This is a genomic window from Acidithrix ferrooxidans (genome assembly GCF_000949295.1).
Taxonomy (GTDB): Bacteria; Actinomycetota; Acidimicrobiia; order Acidimicrobiales; family Acidimicrobiaceae; genus Acidithrix; species Acidithrix ferrooxidans.
Map to the genome: position 1 here is coordinate 44070 of NZ_JXYS01000001.1, position 15197 is coordinate 59266.

At 47.6% G+C, this 15197-nt stretch carries 11 protein-coding genes; 8 read left to right on the forward strand and 3 right to left on the reverse strand.

Annotation, left to right across the window (positions count from 1 at the left end; all coding sequences use genetic code 11):
- The first annotated feature begins 7 nt into the window (after window positions 1–7).
- The 3 genes from rimO (at window position 8) to AXFE_RS00170 (ending at window position 3294) form a co-directional block, all read left to right on the forward strand.
- A complete protein-coding gene (gene rimO, locus AXFE_RS00160; protein ID WP_052603876.1) occupies window positions 8–1348 on the forward strand; it encodes a 30S ribosomal protein S12 methylthiotransferase RimO in 1341 nt (446 codons plus the stop codon).
- 7 nt (window positions 1349–1355) lie between these two features.
- On the forward strand, window positions 1356–1916 hold the full coding sequence (locus tag AXFE_RS00165; protein ID WP_052603877.1) for a CDP-alcohol phosphatidyltransferase family protein: 561 nt from the start codon (window positions 1356–1358) through the stop codon (window positions 1914–1916).
- Between the two features lie 136 nt (window positions 1917–2052).
- Window positions 2053–3294, forward strand: coding sequence for a competence/damage-inducible protein A (locus AXFE_RS00170; protein WP_052603878.1), 1242 nt, complete (start codon window positions 2053–2055; stop codon window positions 3292–3294).
- Between the two features lie 35 nt (window positions 3295–3329).
- Here the strand turns inward: AXFE_RS00170 and AXFE_RS00175 are convergent, their stop codons facing one another.
- Window positions 3330–4724: an NAD(P)/FAD-dependent oxidoreductase gene (locus AXFE_RS00175; RefSeq protein WP_052603879.1), complete on the reverse strand. Its 1395-nt coding sequence runs from the start codon at window positions 4722–4724 to the stop codon at window positions 3330–3332.
- Between the two features lie 582 nt (window positions 4725–5306).
- Between AXFE_RS00175 and recA the strand changes: the two genes are divergently transcribed.
- The 4 genes from recA (at window position 5307) to AXFE_RS21220 (ending at window position 10206) form a co-directional block, all read left to right on the forward strand.
- Window positions 5307–6377 carry a recombinase RecA gene (recA, locus tag AXFE_RS00180; protein WP_052603880.1) on the forward strand — a complete coding sequence of 357 codons (1071 nt, stop codon included), beginning with the start codon at window positions 5307–5309 and terminating at the stop codon, window positions 6375–6377.
- A gap of 636 nt (window positions 6378–7013) precedes the next feature.
- Window positions 7014–8483 carry a tRNA (N6-isopentenyl adenosine(37)-C2)-methylthiotransferase MiaB gene (miaB, locus tag AXFE_RS00185; protein ID WP_082058344.1) on the forward strand — a complete coding sequence of 490 codons (1470 nt, stop codon included), beginning with the start codon at window positions 7014–7016 and terminating at the stop codon, window positions 8481–8483.
- A gap of 300 nt (window positions 8484–8783) precedes the next feature.
- Window positions 8784–9638 carry a transposase gene (locus AXFE_RS20950; protein ID WP_052603882.1) on the forward strand — a complete coding sequence of 285 codons (855 nt, stop codon included), beginning with the start codon at window positions 8784–8786 and terminating at the stop codon, window positions 9636–9638.
- A 235-nt stretch (window positions 9639–9873) separates the two neighbouring features.
- The gene (locus AXFE_RS21220; RefSeq protein WP_052603883.1) at window positions 9874–10206 is read left to right on the forward strand and encodes a hypothetical protein; all 333 of its coding nucleotides are present in this window, start codon (window positions 9874–9876) and stop codon (window positions 10204–10206) included.
- 315 nt (window positions 10207–10521) lie between these two features.
- Here AXFE_RS21220 and AXFE_RS00200 read toward each other — a convergent pair whose 3' ends face one another.
- Window positions 10522–11181: a pyridoxamine 5'-phosphate oxidase family protein gene (locus tag AXFE_RS00200; RefSeq protein WP_052603884.1), complete on the reverse strand. Its 660-nt coding sequence runs from the start codon at window positions 11179–11181 to the stop codon at window positions 10522–10524.
- A gap of 230 nt (window positions 11182–11411) precedes the next feature.
- Window positions 11412–12968, reverse strand: a complete 1557-nt coding sequence (locus tag AXFE_RS00205) for an aldehyde dehydrogenase family protein (protein ID WP_200891137.1) — start codon at window positions 12966–12968, stop codon at window positions 11412–11414.
- A gap of 1127 nt (window positions 12969–14095) precedes the next feature.
- On the opposite strand from AXFE_RS00205, the gene miaA reads away from it, so the two are divergent.
- Entirely contained in the window at window positions 14096–15022 is a 927-nt protein-coding gene (miaA, locus tag AXFE_RS00210; RefSeq protein ID WP_052603886.1) for a tRNA (adenosine(37)-N6)-dimethylallyltransferase MiaA, read from the forward strand.
- Window positions 15023–15197 lie beyond the last annotated feature (175 nt).

Genomic DNA, 15197 nt, shown 5'->3' on the forward strand with positions numbered 1-15197 from the left:
GCGATTTATGACAAAGAAGGTAAATGAGAGCATCTGGATCGAGACACTCGGTTGCGCTAAGAATGAGGTAGATTCTCAGAAGTTGCACTTTCGAGCTCAAGGTTTGGGTTACGAAAGCGCCAAGACAATCAAGGATGCATCCATGGTTGTGATAAATACTTGTGCCTTTATAGAGGCTGCGAGGGCGGAATCTATCTCAGTGATCTTAGATGCCCTAGAAGATAAGGCAAAAGAGGCCAAGATCGTTGTGACCGGTTGCATGGCAGAGCGCTACAGGCAGGAATTGACTGACGCTCTTCCAGAGGTTGATCTAATAGTTGGCTTTGGCGAGGAATTTATGCATCACGAGACCTCTGGCATAGAGGGCTCTTCTATTAAGATCTCAAAGACTAGACGCAAAGGGGCGCCATCGATGGATCTCGATCGCTCCTTTGACCTATTGAATCTGCCAATTGGTCCTAGCAATAGCCCTTTTTCATACCTCAAAGTAGCTGAGGGTTGTGACCGCAAGTGTGGATTTTGCGCAATTCCATCTTTTCGAGGCAAGCAACAAAGCCGAGACTTTGATGACTTGGTAGCGGAGGCTGAGACTTTAGCTTCTCCAGAGATTATCGTTATCGCTCAGGATTTGGCTAGTTATGGCAGGGATCTATACGGCAGCGCTCGGTTGGTTGAACTGGTTCGGGAGTTGATGGATAAGATAGAATGGGTTCGCCTTTTGTACCTCTATCCGAGTCAGCTGAACTCTGAGCTTATTGATTTGATAGGTTCATCTAGAGTAAATTATTTTGATCTTTCTCTACAACATGTTTCAAAGACGCTTTTGAGACAAATGCGTCGACCGGGATCTGGTTCTGAGTTTTTAGAGAAGATTAGAAGGATTCGCGAGCTTTACCCAAGTGCAGTCTTTCGAAGCAATTTTATCATCGGATATCCTGGTGAGACTGAGGATGATCACGACGAATTGCTTGAATTTATTGAGGCTGCCCAGCTGGACTGGGTTGGATTTTTTGGCTATTCCAAAGAGCAAGGGACCTATGCTGACTCCTTAGAGGGCCAAATCCCAAGTGAGGTTATAGTAGATCGACTCGCACAGGTATCCCAAGCTCAGGAGGCGATCACGGCCCTTAGGCGACGCTCTCATATTGGACGCCAGCTTGAGGTCGTGGTCCAGAGTAAAGGGGTTGGTCGCTCATATATGGAGTCGCCTGAGATTGATGGTCTGATCGTCGTTCCATCAAATCTTAAGGTAGGCTCTTTACAATTGGTGAAAATCCTAGATTGTATCGGGTTAGACCTTGTTGGTGAGCCAGTTGAGGTTGTTTCGGACAAGGAGAGCGGGAGATAGTTTAGAGGTGTCGAGCTACACATTTGGACCTAGCGCAATTGCGACTCCGGCTAATATCATTACCGCGGTTAGGGTCGCATTCACCCCAGTCATAGCAATATTATTTATTCATAAGGGGCCTTCCGTTTTAGTTGCTCTGCTGTGGGTCTTTGTCTCGGTGACAGACGGTGCTGACGGATGGTTGGCACGACGTCAAGGTACCACTCGATCTGGCGCTTTTTTAGACCCATTGGCAGACAAGATATTGGTCTTTGGCGTCTTCTTTGCAATTGTTGCTAAGGGATATGCTTGGTGGTTGCCGATAGCAGTGATGGCCGTTCGGGAGGTTGCTATGTCGTATTACCGCGCACACCTGGGTCGGCGAGGAGTATCCGTACCAGCTCGGCCATTGGGCAAGGCTAAGACTGTGGCACAGCTATTGGCGATCTTTGTCATAGTCACTCCAGGAATCGGTGGATTGCGTGGTCCTCTTTCGGTCTCTTTGATTTGGATTGCAGCAGTTCTAGCATTGGTCTCAGGTTATTTTTATTTCATCGATGGATCTCACCCTGCGCCTAGGGCACTTTAGAGATAATCTGGAGTCGTTTGCATTTTTTTTTCATTGTGATCCAATAGAGCTATGAGTTGCCAAATGTAAAGGCGATCAGCCTTTTGGTTTGTGGCTAGGTCTCTAAGGTTTTTGTTTTCTAAAGAAAGTAGCAAAGTTGCGCGTAGAGATCGTTGCGGTTGGAACTGAGTTGCTGTTGGGTCAAATTGTTGATACGAATTCAACTATGATCTCGCAAAGGCTCGCGGATGTTGGTTTGGACTGTTTCTTTCAAGCCAAGGTGGGAGATAACCTAGAGCGTATCAAGCTTGTCCTTCGTGACGCCCTTTCTCGAAGTGATGCGGTTATTGTCTGTGGTGGGCTTGGGCCAACCCAGGACGATATAACCAGGGAGGCTATCGCTGGCGTTATGGGTGTTCCCCTTGAGATGCATGAAGATATTGCTGAGTCTATCAAGGCGATCTTTTCGTCTAGGGGACGGACGATGTCTCAGAATAACCTACTCCAAGCCATGGTCCCTGTCGGAGCTAGTGCCATAACTCAAGTGCGAGGTACCGCACCTGGACTGATAGCACCTGTAGGTAGAAAAGTAATCTATGCAGCACCTGGAGTTCCATACGAACTATCTGAGATGTTAGATCGTGCTATTATCCCTGATCTTTTGGAGCGCCAAGGTGACAAAGCAAGCATCGTCTCTCGTGTGATTCGATGTTGGGGTCTCTCAGAGTCGGCATTAGCTGAACGCCTTGATCCGCTTTTTCAAGAGATCGACTCAACTAAGGCTCCGATAACATTGGCCTTTTTGGCCAGCGGCATTGAGGGTATAAAGGTTCGCCTTAGTGCCCGGGCTGATACCAAAGAGGCGGCAAGTCAGGTGATAAGCCGATACGAGGCAAAGGTTCTTGAAGTCATTGGCGACCATGTCTTTGGCTATGACGATACCACCATGGAGGCCGCTGTCGGTGAGTTACTTTTAGAGAGATCTCTCACCTTGGCTGTTGCGGAGTCTGTAACTGGAGGTTTAGTGGCATCTCGTATCGTTGCGGTTCCAGGAGCATCGCGGTGGTTTAGGGGAGGTGTTGTGAGCTATGACACCGAGGTAAAGCGAACCCTATTGGGAGTAGTAGCCGACGATGTGATAACCGCCCAGGCCGTGATAGAGATGGCGATTGGGGTTCGATCGGCGATCAAAAGTGACGTCGGCTTAGCTTTTAGTGGAGTTGGGGGACCGGAGGGCGTTGGAGATCATGCCGTAGGAACTGTCTTTGTTGGGGTTGACCTTGGTGATGGAGCTCCTTTTGCCCATGAGCTAAAACTGCCGGGGGATCGCGAGCGAATTCGACAGTTCTCAACAATCTCGGGTTTGGATCTGCTTCGTCGTCGGATACTCAAAGGGTAGCCACTCCTTTGAGTACTTAATAGATGTCTATTTGGTTACGAGTCAAATCCATAGGCTAGGGCTCTGGTTGTTCTGAGCCACAGCCCCTCTTTGGCAGTGAGGTCTTCTCTGGCAAGAGCATGGCGTGTGACCTGGACCGCTGCGTACCTAAAGGGTTCAGGGGGCAAGATTCTTGGCTTTGATTTCGTATATTTTAGGCCGAGTAGCTTTGAGTTTGGGTTGAATAAAAGGTCATTGGTGACCTGTGCGCCAAAGCGAGTAGCTGCTACTCCAAGGCCGGTGTAGCCGGTTGAATATGCAACTTTTTTATCGAATATGGTACCGAAAAATGGGGAAAATCTAGTGCAGGTGTCTATGGCTCCGGACCAGGCGTGGCTAAATCCAATCCCCTCCAAGTTGGGAAATGTCACGAAGAATTGGTTGGCCAACTTCTCGTATGTCTTTGGCCTCCATTCATAACCAGCGTCAAGTCTGCCTCCGTAGTGGTAGATCGCGTCGTATCCGCCCCAAAGTATGCGATTGTCAGACGTGAGGCGGCAGTAGTGAAATTGATTGGCGATATCTGAAAGTCCCCATCGTCCTTCCCACTTAATCTCTTCTAGTTGTGCCCTCTCTAATGGTTCGGTCATTAGAACATAGTCGTAAACGGGCAGAATGTAACGGCGAATCTGAGGGTTCAACGAGGTCGCCACATTGGTGGCCAGAATTGCTTTGGATGAGATAACCTCCCCAAAGTCACTTTGCAGATGCAGGCCACTACCCCTAGCTCGTAGCGAAGTGACTGGCGTATTTTCAAAGAATTCGATACCGAGCTCTATTGCATGGTTGTAGAGTCCGATGCTAAGGCGATATGGATCAACGATTGCGGTTAGCTCCGGGTTGAAGATCGCCTCTTGATAGCCAGTGACATTGATCATTGATTTTGCATCTTTGGCACTAAGGAGCTTCGCATTTTGACCATATCGGTTGCGAAGGTCCACTGTCTCTTTGAGGTCCTGATCTTTTCTAGTGGCAAATTCCAATGATCCAACTACTTGGTAGTCACACTCGATGGAGTTGTTCTCGATGAATTTGCCAATGGCTAGGAAGTTCTCAACCCCTAACTTTTCTAGATCATAGAGTTCGTCGTTAAATTGCGATTGTCCCTGCTCTAGGCCGTGTGTGAGGCTGTGTTGGACAAAGCCTCCATTTCGTCCACTTGCGCCACTTCCAATACTTTGCGCCTCTAAAACTGCGACTCTAATTGCGGGGTTGGCCTCTTTTGCTAAAATTGCACTCCAAAGGCCGCTAAAGCCACCTCCTATGATTGCTAGGTCAACCCTGATTGAGGTCGTCAATCTAGGCGAGGAGTATTCTTTCGGCCCTTGGTTGTCTATCCAGAATGGCCGATGTAGGGTCTTTGATAGCGATTGTGTGAATCTATTGTTCATTGGGGATCTATGCATCTTTTGTGCGTCCTTTGAATAGTCATTTCAAGTGATGAATTCGCGGCGAATCTGATTGAACTGATAGGTCGTAGGCGATTGCAGTGATCGTGTGATCGATCTTGAGTTAGGTCGGCGGTCTCTTATGAGATTTCGATAAAGATGCTTATGCAATAGCTACTTGACCCAAGATTCGCTTTGGCTGTAGGAAGTCGTCTATTGTGCATATTATGGTCGGGCAATGTGGAAAGCTAAAAGGTGAAAACCTAAAAGCTGCGCCCTTGGTTCTCTCTATTTCTGTTTGTCATCTGCTATCGAAGCAATATCGGTTTTGGGAAAGCCGGTAATACTAAAGCCAAGGTTGAAAAAGAGAGTATCTCACCTCCAATGAAAGATATAGATATATCCTATACTCAATTAGAAATAACTCTCTGCTATCGAACATATGTTCTTATTCGTGCTAATCTAGTACCTTAGGTTTTGAAACTACACAATTGAAGTTCGTTGTTACTTTGAACTGATAAGTTTCGTCCCGGAAGAAAAGTCCGTGGTGCAGATCAATTTGAAAAGAAAGTAAGAGGAGATAAAATGGCCGCAAGAGTTCCAAAGCAGAGTAGCGAGGGAATGGACAAAAATAAAGCCCTCGAGATGGCGATAGGCCAGATAGAGCGTCAATTCGGCAAAGGCTCAATTATGCGGATGGGCGCGGCTCCTAAGATGGCAATAGAATCCATCTCCACCGGGGCTATGGCACTTGATCTTGCTCTTGGCGTTGGTGGCCTACCTCGAGGTAGGGTAGTGGAGATCTTTGGCCCAGAGTCCTCAGGTAAATCAACACTGGCGCTACACGTAGTTGCAGAAGCTCAGCGTACGGGTGGTATTTGCGCTTACGTGGACGCTGAGCATGCGCTGGATCCAGTCTACGCTAAGGCTATCGGGGTGGATATCGATGCCCTTTTGATCTCGCAGCCTGATACCGGAGAACAGGCCCTAGAGATCGCTGATACCCTAGTTCGATCAGGTGCCTTGGACGTTCTCATCATTGACTCTGTGGCAGCACTTACGCCTCGTGCCGAAATTGAAGGGGAGATGGGTGACTCTCACGTAGGGTTGCAAGCTCGGCTGATGTCTCAAGCACTTCGTAAGTTGACAGCTAACTTGAATCGTTCTAACACAATTGCTGTCTTTATCAACCAACTTCGTGAAAAGATCGGCGTTATGTACGGATCTCCGGAGGTGACTCCAGGTGGAAGGGCTCTGAAGTTTTACGCTTCAGTCCGATTGGATATTAGGCGTATCGATCAGATTAAAGATGGCGCCGATATTGTAGGTAATCGTACCCGTGTCAAGGTTGTTAAAAATAAGGTAGCCCCGCCTTTCCAACAAGCAGAGTTTGACATTATGTATGGTAAGGGCATCTCAAGGGAGGGGTCGCTCCTTGATGTGGGAGTGGACCTGGGATTGATAAAGAAGGCTGGCGCATGGTATACCTATGAGGGCGAGCAGCTAGGTCAGGGGCGTGAGAACGTGAAGTCCTATATCGAGTCAAACCCAGTTTTGATGGCCGAGCTTGATGAGAAGATTAGAGCTGTCGTCGTCGTGGATCATAAGGCGGAATTTACAGAGGAAGACGACGAGCCGATCTATTTAGACGAGTGATTCTTTCTCGATGAAATCGCTTTTTTGCGGTTTCTATGAAATTTGATTTAGGCTGCTCTTTGATTATATCTATTCAAAGGCAATAGGAATGGTACTAACGCCCTAACGGGGTGGGTGCGGAAGGTTATCGCTGCACTGTTAGTGAGCCTAGTAATCAGCTTTATACGGCACTTTTTATACAGCACTCCCCGTGCGCATTTGGAGCATTCTGGCTGTTCACTTTTGTGAACAGCCAGAATGGTCTTTCATCAAGGTTTTAGTTGTGCCCAAATTGCAACCAGACCATTAATATCCGGTAGCTTTGGGTTGGCTTAGGTTTGGTGTGTGTCGATCACTTGGTCGATCGCCTTTACCCTCATGAACTTAGCGAATTCACCCACCCCTTTTTTTATGATTTTCCTCGAGGTGCCTTTGGCACTTTTGTTGTTAGCACTTTTTATAAATATTTCATTTTATGATTTAGTGTGCATATCAATACTTCAGGGGCAAATCATTTAAATGAGGTTCGCGTTTTATGGGTCTCGCGGAAGTTGTCGGAGTCTGGGTTGGCATTGGACAACCATGCGAGGTTTAACTTGATCTCACTCTGGGTAATCTCAAAAAGACAATCGAGCATTGGTTGATAGGCTATAAGTCGTGGAGAAAAGTTTTTTTGTTAGGACATTTGGTTGTCAGATGAATGAGCATGATTCAGAGCGAATATCTAATCTTTTGATTCGCGATGGTTATGTCTCGAGCGATAATGCCCTCACGGCCGATGTAGTGGTTCTAAATACTTGTTGTATCCGAGAGAATGCTGACACCAAGCTCTATGGAAACCTAGGGCATTTAAAGGCTATCAAGGACGAGCGAGAGGATTTCAAGATTGTAGTGGCCGGTTGTCTGGCCCAGAAGGATCGCGATCTTATCCGCAAGCGTGCTCCCTGGGTAGATTTGGTGGTGGGTACCCACAATGTTTCAAGGGTAGCAACACTTCTGGAGGAGACTTCTACCAAAGGGCCAATAGTGGAGATCCTTGAGGAGTCGATCTTAGATCAAGAGTTCTTTTCGTCGCCGGGTCCTCGATTGAGTCTTCCCTATTCGGCTTATGTGACCGTGCAAATTGGATGCGATAATAACTGCGCCTTTTGCATAGTCCCGCAAGTTCGCGGTAAAGAGATCTCTCGTCCCTTTGGTGAACTTCTTGGTGAAGTTCGACAACTAGCTCAAGATGGAGTTACCGAGATAACGCTCTTGGGGCAGAATGTAAATTCGTATGGTCGTGACCTTACGGTTGACGCACGGCGCAGTGGAGTCTTTGATTCTAAGATCGTTGGTGAACAATATCTAAGTGAGGAAGGGGCAAGGCTACGGCCGCTCTTTGGCGACCTTATGCGAGAGGTAGCTCAAATAGACGGCATTTCTCGAGTTCGCTTTACCTCCCCTCATCCAAAGGATTTGAGGCCCGAGACAATTGAGGCAATGGCCTCGACTAAAGAGATAATGAACCACCTGCATTTTCCTCTTCAATCGGGGTCCGATCGGATTCTTGCTCTCATGCACCGTGGATATAGCGCAGAGCGCTACCTAGAGAAACTCCGTGATGCACGCCTTGGTATTGACGACTTAGCTGTTACTACAGATATTATCGTCGGCTTTCCCGGTGAAACCGAAGAGGACTTCGAGGCCACATTGGAGGTGGCGGCGAGTGCACAATATGACGGAGCCTATACCTTTATCTACTCTCCTCGACCTGGAACCGAGGCCGCTGCCATGGTGGATCGCTTCATAGCTCCGGAGGTGATCTCTGATCGTTTCGATCGTCTTAAGGTTGTGATTGAGCGAAGCGCTCTGGCCCGGCACGAGGCTCGCATTGGTAGGGTTGAGGAGGTCTTGGTCGAAGGGCCGAGTAAGAAGAATCCAGATCATATGAGTGGAAGAACTGGACAGAATAAGTTGGTGCACTTCAACAAGGAACCGCAATTCAACAGTGCTGAGCGGTTGGGCGTGGGTTCTTATGTGGAAGTGGAGATTACATCAGCTACGCCATATTTCCTAAGGGGAAGATTGCTGAACGTGGTGCGTTCTCCGAGGCATCGAAGAAAGTTGCAGGTAGCGGCTTATTGAATTCGCTCTCTGGAGTTGGTTCTTATTTTGAGGTTGATGCTCGAGGTAGGTTAGCTTAGGGATTTGTTTGGCGAACTTGGACCAAAGGGCAATTGTTCGCTCGTAGGCAATGTTTATATACCTGCTTAGCTCGAGCTTAGTGATTTTAGGGTTGAGTCACATAATCGATTTTAGTCTTAGCCTGGATCCACCGAAAATTTAGCCGATCGACTTTGATTTTGGCATTAAAAAGGTGCTTTGAACTGGTAGAATGATGTTTGAAGACACTTCAAATCTATCAGTTCAAGGAGCACCTTTTAGATGCAAGCATCTACTAGTGCTTTAGAGTGTTTGATAGTCACCTTTGACGATTCGAACGCAGTTTCCAACAGTGGGTTAATACTCCCTATCACCCTTGCTGAGAGACTTGGCCTTAGGGATCTCTTTGATTTACACATTGACCTAGAGGATCGTCCTGGACGAGCAAATGTTGGCAGAAAAGCCATGGCTATCGTGGCCTCCATTTTGGCCGGTGGTGATTGCATTGATGACACTGCAATCCTTGAAAGCCCAAATGCACAAGTTATCCTTGGTCAGATAATGCCAGCACCATCTAGGTTTGGTGTCTTCTTGCGTAGTTTTGAGACCAGTGACATCGCAGATGTTGAACGAGTTGCAGCTTTGTTGCTAAAACGAGCCTGGCTAGCTGGAGCAGGTCCAGGTGATGAGCCGTTCACCATTGATGTTGATTCCACAATATGTCAGGCATATGGAAACAAAAAAGAAGGAGCTTACTTTGGTTATACCAACCTAAGGGGGTATCACCCACACCTAGCAGCAGTTGGTAAAACAGGTGACATTCTTGGAATAGTGACTCGTGAAGGCAATGCCAATACCGCCCGTGGTGCCGGGGAGTTTGTAACCCAGGTAATCAACAATGCCAGAGCCGCTGGAGCAACTGGTGAAATAACCATGCGTTTTGACTCTGGGTTCTTCTCAAGAGCCGTAAGAGACGCAGCCAGTGCGGGCAATACTCGCTTTTGCATTACAACACGGATGTCCAAGAGACTAAAAGGTATCATCTCCGATATCCAAGAGGATGCCTGGACTTCAATTCCCTACTGGCTTGAAGGTGGAGCTGATGTAGCAGAAGTGAAATACCGTCAAAAACAGTAAATATCGCGCATTTGCAAGAGATAGACAAGACGTTCGTCTTATCGTAGGAAGGGTCAAGCCTACTCCAGGGTCTCAGCTGGCACTATTTAGTGACTATGACTATCACGCATTTATTACCGATCGACAAGGCGAAACGCTTTTCCTTGAGGCTGATCACCGAGCACATGCCCAGATCGAACTAGTCATCAAGGATCTCAAAGGAGGTTCTAGGTGGAATCATGTTCCATCCAGATACATGAACGCTAATGCCGTTTGGTTGGCTCTGGTCTGGTTAGCCATTGGTGCAATTGCACACAACCTGGCACGGTGCAACTGCACACAACCTGGCACGGTGCAACTGCACACAACCTGGCACGGTGCAACTGCACACAACCTGGCACGAATAGGTGCTATTACAGAAACTGTTATCACCACACCAAAGCTTCGACGGTGTTACTTTCAGATCGCAGGACATATCACTCGTTCAGCTAGAAAAGTAATACTGCATCTTGAAGAACACTGGCACTATAAGGATAAGTTCTTAGAGGCTCTTGATCGGATCAGAAAGTTTGAGATCGCCATCACCTGAACATCTGGTTACCTAACACACTGAATATTACTTGAAGGAACTGCTCTAGAAGACAAGGGATTAGGTCACTATACCCAAAATGAGATTTCACAATCTCAAAAATGACCAAACAGGCTCAACCACAAAGGGAATAGGTCATATTTGGCTCTCTGAAACCAGATTTAAGCCATAGACCCTCCGTCAAACCTAAATCAGTTCCGAAAAACCGACTCAGAGTCACACCGAAGGGCTCAAGCTGGTCCAATTCTGTGGATTCAGGCTTAGGAGCGATGGCGGATTTTATTAATTCCAGGGGGTAATAGCGCCAAGTGTTGATTATCGAAGGAACTTTTCAGCGATCTTAGCTGGGTCCGTTGCTGGCGAAGGTGCTGGCGAAGGTGCGTTTTTTACATCGAAGCTTCGGTTGCCTAGATTGATCTTTGCGGTCCAAGTTGTTTTAGATTCCAGTTGTGAGAGTTCAGTTTCTGAGAATTTCAATAGAGCATCCTCGATTGCTACCTCGATAATTACGGTTTGTCGCATCTCCTTTTCGTTGGGTGCTCGCACTTGATCCCAGCGGCCAGGGAGGATGAAATCCGTCAGTTGTTTTAGTGCCTTTAGCTTTAGAGCAGAATTTACTATCTCTTTAGGCGAGCCTGCGATTAGTACACTTTTGTAGTCCATTGTGTGATCAAAGATGGAGTCTGGTAATACTAACGCAGAGGTGGCATTGATCAGAATTGTAATCTTTTGGTTTTTTAGAGATGCACGAATGATTGATGACGCTCTAGATCCATGGAGTAGGATCGTGTCACCAACTCTTGCATAGAGTGTTGGAACCATTTGGACGGTGCCGTCAATTTCTACGCCAATGGTGCAGGTCGCGTATTGATCTATGAATTGGTATATGGCATTTTGGTCATAACTTGTCTGATTTAAGTTACGACGGAATGCAAATGGATTTCGTTTAGCTCCTAGATCGAGTGGTGAATCCATTTATTTGCTCCAAAAATTAGATTGCAAAATTGATGTTAGTCGCCGTTTCACTGGCAAGTCACTGAAACTTTATAGTGCCCATCAAAGTTATGGCGAAGTGGTATCTCCTTCGAGAACCAAACGATTCATAGGGGCTCTGCGATGAATCAGGTGGCTATTGCGCTGAGTTGGATTTTATCCCGCAATCTTCGATTAGTCACCTGATTCAAAGGTTTTGTGTTGGTGTTTTATTAGATGTTTGGATAGAGGTGGTAGTCGGGGAAGTTTCCAAATAGTCGTTCGCCAACCGGTCCTTCAGTAACGGCCTGTACTAGGTACTGACCTCCGACAAAGGCACCTTTCCAAGATGCTCCCGTGCCGCCAAAGGGCTCTTCGCGGTCGCCTCTTGAACGAGGTTGATTGATTCCTACTTTGTATGCATTTACCTCTTCGGCGAGACGTTTGGCTAGGTCGATATTGTCACAGGCAATCGAGGAGACCAATGCACCGTTGGAGACGTTCATGGCGCTTAGCATCTCAGCTGGCGTGTCCACGATAACTACTGTATCTACTGGTCCGAATGGTTCGGAGTGATAAAGTGCCGACGAACTCGGTGGGTTGAGTATGGAAACTGGGGCAAAATATGCATCCTTGTTTTGACCAGGAACGAACCTACTCTCTGCTAATTCTCCACGAAAGAGCGGGATACCTCCTTTTGCCATAGCCTCCTCGACCTTGAGTGCAAGTTCTCTCGCTTTGGTTGCATTGATTACGGGGCCGAAGTCAACATCGGGCAAGGGGTCGTTCACATTGGAGACGGCTAGGGGATTTCCGATGGTGAGGGAGTCGAGAACGGGAATATAGGTCTCTAGGAATTGATCAAAGAGGGACCTTTGTACGACAAATCTTGGGTACGCAGTGCATCGCTGTTTTGCATATTCGAACCCTTTTTTCATGTGACCCGAAAGCGTCTTCCAATCTGAGAAGTCCCAAATTCCCCAAGCATTAAGGCCTTCTTGCTCAAGCATGTGCCGCTTGTCGACTCTTACTAGTTCCGATGCGATCTGTCCTCCAGTATCCCTACCTCCTACGAAGGCGAGGCAGCCAATTTCGGGTGATCGAACTAAAACGGGGCTGAGACGTCCGCCAGAGCCAGAGACCAGAGTCACTGGTAGCCCTTCTTCGTTGGCGTAATGCATCGCCAAGGTAAGAGCTGCTACGCCACCATCAGTAGGAGACTTTGCGATAACGGCATTTCCAGCTAACATCTGCACAAACATTGAATGTGCTAATACCGAAAGCGGGTAATTCCATGAGGCAATGTTGGAGACTGGTCCTGGTAGTGGGGTGCGACCAGCCATCATGGCATCAATATTGTCTAGATACCATTCCACTCCTCCGGTGGTTCGATCCACCGAGGTGAGGGCCTGTCGATATGGCTTCCCAATCTCCCAGACAAGCAGGAGAGCTAGAAGTTCACGGTTCGCCTTGATTCTATCGATTGCCCGGCGAACTCGTTCTTTACGTTCGCTTAGATCGACTAAGGACCAGTTTTGATGGTCTTTTACACAGGCGATCAGAGCCTGATGTGCGTCTTCTGCATCCAGCATTGAAGGTCCGATTATGGAGCTTGCATCAATCGATGAGATGGCGTTGTGTGGATGTCCAATACGTTGCCACTTGCCGTCCCAAAGGTTGTTGATCCTATCGCTCTCAAAGGCGGCTGGGGCTTCGGCCCTAGCACGAGCATATACTTCGTTCCAAGTTGCACCTGGTTTGATAAACTTCTCTTGATTTTGTATTGTCACACCTATATTGTTTCCGCTAGGTACAAAGTTTCAGGCCGCATATCAAGAAAAAGAGAACTTGTCAATACAAGTTTTTTTCGCATTTTTGTAAATGTCGACATCGCAATTGGCCAATACTAGCCAGATCGTCGTTTTCTACGCCACGGCTAGAATTGCCGCGAACTGGCGACAATGAAGATGGCGGGCGTTCTCGTTTCTGGCCAGGCGGTGTCCGGCGTTTAGGTGGCATGAGCGTAGTACTGGCTTTCTATCGAACTTAGGAACCAGTCGTTTAGTTGTCCTTGTGGCAAAACTCAGGGAACGGGAGTACGCCGAGGCCGAAAGGCGAAGACGAGAGTGCCGGATGTCACCACTGGGGCGGACTGGGGTGCATTAGCGATGAAGCTCTTGTAATGAGGGTGGAGCAAAGGCCCCAGGCGAACGGGCCGTAACGGACTAGTCAACCCAGCAGTGAGGATGAGCCAACACTGACGCGAACCGCCTTGAGAGTGTAGAGCTTCATGGTCTGCCGTGGTATTTAGTGGTGAAGTAAAGCGGTTCGACCACCAAGACCGAAAACATCACACCCATGACCAATTTAGAAGCAGCATCTCTAGCTATAAGATGACTCGCGCCCACAGTACTCTAGCTTCGCACGCTTCAAATTCGGAAATACAGTTAGCATTACTCACCAGAAAAGTCAGATTATTTCGCTGGTGAATAGGTCAACGAGTTCGACTTTAGAAGAGATTGAATCCTATCCGTTTTCGAACGATAGGGTGTTGCTTTCAGATGCGCTCGCTATTTGAATTGTATGGATTTGTTTTAAACTCAGCAAGATTTAAACCTAGCAAAATTCAAGAACAGCGAAATTCAACCCGGCATGGTTGATGGCTACATTGTCTTGTTGATTTGATTTTGCTCTTGAGCGGGGAAACTTGCCTTGAGTTATAGTCAAGTATTCGTATAGGTCCAAGCTCAATATGACTCGCAATAAATGGGGTAAAGCTGGCAGTGGGTTAGTGGAACTAACGGCGAGTAACTATGCAGCCCGAAGATGCTTGCCAGCTAAGAAATGAGGCTGGAGATGGATTTTGCACGTTATGTTGAAGATGCAAGTATGAACCGACTGGAGCGATCAAACCGAGATGTCAGAGCACCGAGGGACCAATGATCCACGAAAGATGGCCATTGTGGGCGCAACCGGTGTGGGAAAGACGGCTATTTCTATTGAGATTGCTCACGCAAGGCCCAAAGTAGCTCTTCTTTCTTGCGATTCCATGGCTATCTATCGTTACATGGACATCGGGACTGCCAAACCTAGTGCTGACGAACTTGGTGGAATACACTATGGGTTGATCGACCTTGTCGATCCAGACGAAGAGTTTTCGATCGCTCAATTTCGCCAAGCCTCAAATTGGTATTTAGGGCAACTTTCTAGAGATGAGATCGCGCTCTTTGTTGGAGGATCAGGGCTTTACCACACTGCGGTCTTTGATAATCTAGAGATTCCTCCGAATAATCCAACAGTTAGAGCTTTTTTGGAAGAACAAGCGCTTGAGCGTGGCTTGGCCCCCCTTTGGGCGGACCTCGTCCGATTGGATCCGGTTGCATCCAGTAGGATTGACCCGAATAATTCGAGGCGAATTATTCGGGCTCTCGAAGTTATTGAAATTACTGGCCGAAGGTTTTCAGAATTTGGGGGAGGGGTAGATGCCTATCCTTTATCCAGTGGTGAGATAGTCGGAATCGAAACAGACCTTTTGAAGGCTCGAATTGACTTAGCGTATCGAATTGATCGATTGATTGACTATGGCTGGATTGAGGAGGCGCGGTGGCTCAAGGAGAACTTTGACCTGTCGCGGACTGCCCTTCATGCGATTGGCTATTTAGAGCTATTTAGATATATCGATGGCGCTCTCTCTCTTGAAGAAGCCAAGGAAGCCACTTTGACAAGGACCCTTCAATTCGCCAAAAGGCAACGATCTTGGTTCGGACGCGATCCTCGTATCGTTTGGTTTCGAGAGATTAAAGAAGCTCAAAAATATATCCTGGACCAAATCGACACCTTGTGACGTCTCAGCGATTTAGGACTCCCAGGGGCTCCCATTTGTCGGAATTATCCGCTGCCTTTGCTCAAAATGGCTAGCTTGTGGTGAATTTGCCGTGAATTCGCCTTCACTTTTCTAATAATTACCTGGGCTAATAATGACTGGGCCCAGCATGAGTCAGAAGATCCCTCTATGCGAC

Excerpts from the sequence above, each read along its gene's own strand:
- AXFE_RS00175 (WP_052603879.1), bottom strand. The coding sequence starts at position 4,724 with ATGAACAATAGATTCACACAATCGCTATCAAAGACCCTACATCGGCCA.
- AXFE_RS00200 (WP_052603884.1), bottom strand. The coding sequence starts at position 11,181 with ATGGATTCACCACTCGATCTAGGAGCTAAACGAAATCCATTTGCATTC.
- AXFE_RS20950 (WP_052603882.1), top strand. The coding sequence starts at position 8,784 with ATGCAAGCATCTACTAGTGCTTTAGAGTGTTTGATAGTCACCTTTGAC.
- AXFE_RS21220 (WP_052603883.1), top strand. The coding sequence starts at position 9,874 with ATGAACGCTAATGCCGTTTGGTTGGCTCTGGTCTGGTTAGCCATTGGT.
- recA (WP_052603880.1), top strand. The coding sequence starts at position 5,307 with ATGGCCGCAAGAGTTCCAAAGCAGAGTAGCGAGGGAATGGACAAAAAT.
- miaA (WP_052603886.1), top strand. The coding sequence starts at position 14,096 with ATGTCAGAGCACCGAGGGACCAATGATCCACGAAAGATGGCCATTGTG.
- rimO (WP_052603876.1), top strand. The coding sequence starts at position 8 with ATGACAAAGAAGGTAAATGAGAGCATCTGGATCGAGACACTCGGTTGC.